Origin of the sequence: Streptomyces sp. SID14436 (assembly GCF_010548465.1) — a bacterium.
Classification (GTDB): Bacteria; Actinomycetota; Actinomycetes; order Streptomycetales; family Streptomycetaceae; genus Streptomyces.
In genome coordinates this window covers 1-3,506 of record NZ_JAAGMD010000192.1, presented here as the reverse complement: position 1 = coordinate 3,506, position 3,506 = coordinate 1, and the positions used below count along the sequence as shown (strand labels likewise).

The 3,506-nt window shown below is 75.5% G+C and carries 3 protein-coding genes; all 3 read left to right on the top strand.

Features of this window, described 5'->3' with window-relative positions:
- Nucleotides 1-107: 107 nt before the first annotated feature.
- Genes G3I53_RS06980 through G3I53_RS06970 form a run of 3 tightly spaced genes read left to right on the top strand, consistent with a single transcriptional unit; the run spans nt 108 to nt 3,498 of the window.
- Entirely contained in the window at nt 108-1,430 is a 1,323-nt protein-coding gene (locus tag G3I53_RS06980) for an N-acylneuraminate cytidylyltransferase (RefSeq protein ID WP_164438129.1), read from the top strand.
- Nucleotides 1,427-2,365: an N-acetylneuraminate synthase family protein gene (locus G3I53_RS06975; RefSeq protein ID WP_164333244.1), complete on the top strand. Its 939-nt coding sequence runs from the start codon at nt 1,427-1,429 to the stop codon at nt 2,363-2,365. The genes G3I53_RS06980 and G3I53_RS06975 overlap by 4 nt, the downstream gene beginning before the upstream one ends.
- Before the next feature lie 23 nt (nt 2,366-2,388).
- The gene (locus tag G3I53_RS06970; protein WP_164438128.1) at nt 2,389-3,498 is read left to right on the top strand and encodes a hypothetical protein; all 1,110 of its coding nucleotides are present in this window, start codon (nt 2,389-2,391) and stop codon (nt 3,496-3,498) included.
- Nucleotides 3,499-3,506 lie beyond the last annotated feature (8 nt).

Sequence of the window (3,506 nt, the reverse complement as noted above, 5' to 3'; positions counted from 1 at the left end):
CACGGCGTGCAGCGCGTGGCCCCCGTCATCCGCCGGGTGGGCGAGCTGTGACGCCCCCGCCCGCCGCCCCGCCCGCCGCCCCGGTCCCGGATCGAGGAGCTGATCCCATGTCCCGCCCGTCCACGGCCCGCCGGGTGCTCGCCGTGATCCCCGCCCGCGGCGGCTCCAAGGGTGTGCCCGCGAAGAACCTCGCCCCCGTCGGCGGCGTCCCGCTGGTGGCCCGCGCGGTGCGCGCCTGCCGGGCCGCCCGGTACGTCACGGACGTCGTCGTCTCCACCGACGACCGGGACATCGCCGACGTGGCCCGGCAGGCCGGCGCGGAGGTCGTCCCGCGGCCCGCCGCCCTCTCCGGCGACACCGCCACCTCCGAGGCGGCCGTCCTGCACGCCCTGGACGCCCACGAGGCCGCGCACGGCGCCCCGGTGGACGTGGTGCTGCTCGTGCAGTGCACCAGCCCGTTCCTGCGCGGCGAGGACGTCGACGCGGTCGCCGCCGCGGTGGTCGAGGACGGCGCCGACACGGCCGTCACCGTCGCCCCGTTCCACGGCTTCCTCTGGCGCGACGGAGACGACGGAGGCGACGGACGCGACGCACGCGACGGACGGGATGCCACGCGCGGCACGGACACCGGCGGCGGTCACGGCGTCAACCACGACAAGTCCGTCCGCCCCCGCCGCCAGGACCGCCCGCAGGACCTGCTGGAGACCGGCGCGGCCTACGCCATGGACGCGGCCGGTTTCCGCGCCCACCGGCACCGCTTCTTCGGCCGCACCGAACCCGTGCGCACCGACCCGGCCCGCGTCCTGGAGATCGACGACCCGCACGACCTCGCCCGGGCCCGCGCCCTCGCCCCGCTCCTCGACACGGACCTCCCGCACTCTCGGCTCCGCCGGTCGAGCGGGGGGACCTCCAACGGCGCCCTGCCGACGGCCGCCGACCTCGACGCGGTCGTCCTCGACTTCGACGGCACCCAGACCGACGACCGGGTGCTGATCGACTCCCAGGGACAGGAGTTCGTCGCCGTGCACCGCGGCGACGGGCTGGGCATCGCCGCCCTGCGCCGGGCCGGCCTGCGGATCCTGATCCTGTCCACGGAACAGAACCCGGTCGTCGCCGCCCGCGCCCGCAAGCTCAGGGTGCCCGTGCTGCACGGCGTCGACCGCAAGGACCGCGCCCTCAAGGAGTGGTGCGAGGAACAGGGCATCGCGCCCGAGCGCGTGCTCTACGTCGGCAACGACGTCAACGACCTCCCCTGCCTCGCCCTCGTCGGCTGGCCCGTGGCGGTCGCCAGTGCCCACGACGCCGTACGCGGCGTCGCCCGCGCGGTCACCACCCTCCCCGGCGGTGACGGCGCGATCCGGGAGATCGCCGGCTGGATCCTCGGCCCCTCCCTCGATTCCCACCCCACCGAAGGAAAGCACCGGTCATGAGCACCAACTCCCGCATCCGCACGCTCGGTCCCCGCGAGGCCGGCCCCGGCCGTCCCGTCTACATCACCGGCGAGATCGGCATCAACCACAACGGCGACATCGAGAACGCGTTCAAGCTGATCGACGCCGCCGCCGAAGCCGGCTGCGACGCCGTCAAGTTCCAGAAGCGCACCCCGGAGATCTGCACCCCGCGCGACCAGTGGGACATCGAACGCGACACCCCCTGGGGCCGGATGACCTACATCGACTACCGGCACCGCGTGGAGTTCGGCGAGGAGGAGTACCGCCAGATCGACGCCTACTGCCGGAAGAAGGGCATCGCCTGGTTCGCCTCCCCGTGGGACACCGAGGCCGTCGCCTTCCTGGAGAAGTTCGACGTCCCCGCCCACAAGGTCGCCTCCGCCTCCCTCACCGACGACGAGCTGCTGCGCGCACTGCGCGCCACCGGCCGCACGGTCGTCCTGTCCACCGGCATGTCCACCCCGAAGCAGATCCGCCACGCGGTCGAGGTCCTGGGCTCGGACAACATCTTGCTCTGCCACGCCACCTCCACCTACCCGGCGAAGGCCGAGGAGCTCAACCTGCGGGTGATCCACACCCTCCAGCAGGAGTACCCGAACGTCCCCATCGGCTACTCCGGCCACGAGACCGGCCTGCAGACCACGCTGGCCGCCGTCGCCCTCGGCGCCGCCTTCGTCGAGCGCCACATCACCCTCGACCGCGCCATGTGGGGCTCCGACCAGGCCGCGTCCGTCGAGCCCGGCGGCCTGAGCCGCCTGGTCCGCGACATCCGCACCATCGAGGCGTCCCTCGGCGACGGCGTGAAGCGGGTCTACGACTCCGAGCTGGGCCCGATGAAGAAGCTGCGCCGGGTCCCCGGAGCGGTCGCCGAGGCCGAGATCGCCGCGGCGGCGGGCGAGCCGCTGACGGTCTGAGACACGGACGGTGTGACACGCCGATGAGCCCACGCGCCGGGAGCACCGGCCCCCACACGCTCGCCTTCGTCGAGAGCCCGGTGCAACTGCTCAACGTGCTGGAGTGGGCGCACGCGCACGCTCCCGGCGCGGACCTCACCCTGGTGGTGCTGTCCCCCGTCGACCCGATGACGCGCGGCCAGCTGCGCCGCATGTGCGGGCTGGCCCGCGAGGAGGGCCACCAGGTCCGCTGGGAGGAGGCCCGCGGCGGCCCGGGCGCCCCGCTGCGCACCGTCGGAGGCCTCACGGCCGCCCTGCGCCGCGCCGACCGGGTCGTCCTCGGCGACCCCTTCTCGCGCTACGTCCAGCTGCTGCTGACCCTCACCCGGGCGCCCGCTCTGGTCGTCGTCGACGACGGCACCGCGACCATGGAGTTCGTCGGCCAGCTGGCCCGGGGCGAACGCCTGGTCCGCTGGCACCGCAAGGGCGGCCGGCCCGGCCCCCGGGACCTGCTGCTCGCCCCGGTGTCCGGCGCGGCCCGCCGCCGGCTCACCCCGGGCGGCAGGCGCACGGTCGAGGTGTTCTCCGCCATGCCGGTGGACGCCACCCCGCCCGGCGTGACGGTCCGCGCGCACACCTTCGCCTGGACCCGGGACCGCTTCGGGCCGCCGCGCGTCACCGGCGGCGCCGACCTGGTGGGCACGTCGCTGGTGGAGACCGGCGTCGTGGACGCCGACGCCTACCTGGAGGCGGTCCGCTCCCTGGCCCGCACCCACGGCGCGACCCGCTACTTCGCGCACCGGCGCGAGAGCGCGGCCAAACTGCACCGGATGGCGGGCGCGACGGGGCTGGAGGTCGTGCGGCCCGACCTGCCCCTGGAACTGGTCGCCCGGCGCGGGCCCGTCGCCCGTACCGTCCTCAGCTTCCCGTCCACCGTGGTGCACACCCTGCCCCTGGCCCTGTCGGGCACGACGGTCCGGGTCGCGGTCTGCGACATCGACCCCGCCTGGCTCACCGACGGCGCCTCCCCGCGGGCCCGGGGCTTCCTGGCCGGGGTCACCCGCACGGCCCGCGACGCCCACCGCCTGACGGCGGTACCGGGGGTGCCGGGGGTGCCGGGGGTGCCGGGGGCGCGCACCGCGCCGGCGGTCTGAGGGCCGGG